Source organism: Pseudomonas sp. Leaf434, assembly GCF_001425545.1.
GTDB lineage: Bacteria > Pseudomonadota > Gammaproteobacteria > Pseudomonadales > Pseudomonadaceae > Aquipseudomonas > Aquipseudomonas siliginis.
Genome location: NZ_LMQZ01000005.1, coordinates 1 through 3,057, shown reverse-complemented (window position 1 = coordinate 3,057; position 3,057 = coordinate 1). Strand labels below are relative to the sequence as shown.

Sequence of the window (3,057 nt, the reverse complement as noted above, 5' to 3'; positions counted from 1 at the left end):
CTCAGTGATGTCATTGTGGATTGGGCGGGCAATTGGCAAGCCGAAGTGACGTTGCCGGTGGGCAGCAAAACGATCTGGGCCCGGCAGAGGTTCATGGATGAAAGCGGCAAACTGCAGGAGTCGAAAGACAGCGAGCCGCTGCACTTTGACATTGTGCCAGCGGCACCCTTCATTGAAACCCCGGTCGAGGGCGATGCCATCGGGCAGCAGGTGGTGGTGTGCGGTTTTGGCGTGCCGGGCGATACGGTTACGGTGACCCTGGTCGGTGCCGCGCGTTCCGAGCCGGCAAGCGCCGTCGTGCAGGAAAATCGCACCTGGTCAGTGATGCTCGATGCAAGTCTGCTCGGCGGGGGGCTTTACCGGCTCGAGGCAGTCGCATCTCTGGACGGGTTCGAATCATTTGAAACCCTGCGCTCGGTCTTTCTGGGTACTTTCCGCGCGGGGCGGCGACAAGGGCACTGCCTCTGGCGGGCAACTGGTACCGATTCCGGCAGACGCTGACTGACGCGGCGGATGACGCAACGATGTCCGATTGGGCCGACAGTGCGCGTTTTGAAGTCGAAGCCGCGCGCCTGATCAGCCATGCCGGGCGGCGTTACTCAGGTGTACAAGCTGGTGGACTCTGAGTGATGTGTGGCAACGACGCAAGCTGATGCAGTCGCGTTTAATGGCTGAAGGACGCAAGGATACTAAGGCGTGGAATAGTTACCGCTGGTCGGGACTGTCAGGTTTTACAGGTGTAGCGATGTGAGGCACCGGTATTCAATGAATTTACCTGTTGCATCAATCAGCCACCTTGCCCTTTCTGAGATCCGGCCATGGAACAAGATGATGGTATTAAAGATCCTTCCGACAGCTTGCCCCCGAAACAAGAGGTAGTCTGCGCTGAGGAGATCGGAACGGATGTGACATTTGTAACCCATGAGCTTCACGCGGAAGAAGACGGTAGGTGGGCGCAGCTTCGAGTGAGCTATGCCTACTCCTACGATGGTTCGACATTTACTTGCATCGTGTCAGCGTACAGAGCAAAAGAGAATCGACGTTATGAAGGGAATGTAAAATTCTATCTTTCTTTGGTTAGCGGTGAAGGTGATGTAAGAGAACTGACGGGCAGTGCTCGCCAGACCGGTGAGTGGATTGATCTTGATGAACCCTATCGAGAAACGATTATCGCCAATCAAAGAAACGTAACAGTGGGGTTTGATTATATTTATGATGTGGGTAACGCAAGTGATCCGGTTCTGAAAACCTACAAGGTTGCCAATTATCGGATGCCCATTCCAACCATCAGTGCAATCCGAAACTTCACATCTTCAACTTTCTCTGTCAAGGGCACGGGAGCAATATACCGTTATACTGTTGTCTTGGATGATGGGCGCGGTACGATTGGGGCAGAAGAGGCTTTCTACGATCCTTGGTCAGTGCCCGTCACCGTGGCAGAAAACAAGAATTCTCTAAGTTTTCAAGCATATCAAATGTACGCCGGTAAGGTTTCCGAGCGGACGGCTTATGTAACAGTCTACCGCGCTCGAATTACTTTCCCGGCAGCTAATGCTTTGGTGTTGGCAAAGGATCTGGTTTGTTTCAGAGGTATGGCTGCGCCGGGTACTGTTATCAGAGTGGTTGGGCATTTGGATCATTATGAAAACTGGAGTGAGGTTATTACTGTCGGAAAGTCCGATACGACTTGGGAGGCTCCGGCAATAAAGGTCTCTGGCAGCGGGACGTTCTCGGTTGTCGCCCAACTTAAATCACCCAATATCAATCATTTTTATACCGATGCCATAACTTTCAGAGTCATGGGGCTGCCGTTAATATCCAAGCCACCTGCGGGAACAGTTTATGAACAAGACTTCCTTCTGACAGGAAGCAACGGCTTGGCTGGGGCGCGATTGAGAGCATTTTTTGATCTGACGAATGATCCTGTTCGTGATTGGGAAGTCGTTAGCAATGCAGACGGGGCGTGGGAGGGGATGATCAACGTGCCGCCAGGGCCGATCAGCCTGGTCGTCGAACAGGATCTGGATGACGTGTCATCCGGACGCAGTGCACCACAAGCCTTCAGGATTCGCCCCCCCACTCTGAAACAGCCCAACGTCACCATCTCCGGGACCACGGTGACCTTTGCCGGTAACGGTTATTACGATCGCGATCTCAAATCTGAAATCCAGTTCACCGTCAGCGGGGGCGCGGTGCAAGTTCCCGCGCCTGCAAATGCTGAAGTGATGCCGGGAGGCATCTGGGAAACCGCAGCGCAGTGGCCTTTGGGTACCTACAACGTCTCTGTCATTCAAAAAATCGCCGACAACGCCAGCGGCTGGATCGACTCGCTGCCGCTGACCTTCGAAGTAAAAAATATCCTCCCCGATGTCAGTGAAGTGCAATTCACCAACGACTACCAACCGACCTTCAGCGGCAAAGGTTTCAACAGAGCCTTGGTTCAGCCACGCAGGCCCAATAGCCCATATCTTGAAGCGCCTGAAGTGGAGGTCGTCGGCGGGCGGTGGTCCACCCAGGCTTCGAGCGTTTGGGGACCCTCGTTCGAACGTGAAGTACACATAAAGCAATTTCTCGACGGGCACCAGTCGCCAAACTGGTTTGTCCTCAAAGTCACCATCCCGCCGCAGGCCCCTGGCCTGAACGAGCCTGAGGATGACGGACTTTCACCCAGGTTCAGCGGCACGTGCTGGCCGGGTGCAACCGTGAACATTGAGTACAGCGACGAAACTGGCATTGTGCACAAGGGCATCGTCAGTGCTGGCACATGGCAGTTCAGGCGCGACAAAGAATTTGCCCTGGATATCACACATACCGTCACGGTAACCCAAGTCGCCGCGCAGCAAACTTCGCAGCCGACGTCCACGACCTTCATTGTCAGGAGAGCGATGGTCACGCCAGTGATTACCCAGCCGCCGGACGGCTCGGAAGTCGGTCGTGCTGTAACGGTCGAGGGCACAATGGGTATGGTGGGCGCCACTTTGCAACTGCGCGACAAGCAGTTTGATCGTCCCTTGGGCGATCCGAAAATATTGAGCCAGGATGGCGACTGGTCGATTG

Annotated in this window: 2 pseudogenes; both read left to right on the top strand. The window is 54.6% G+C overall.

Annotated features, from left to right (window positions below):
* Nucleotides 1-501: pseudogene (locus ASG55_RS26935) on the top strand (hypothetical protein); the annotation flags it as partial.
* 317 nt (nucleotides 502-818) lie between these two features.
* Nucleotides 819-3,057, top strand: a pseudogene (locus ASG55_RS26845) (hypothetical protein); the annotation flags it as partial.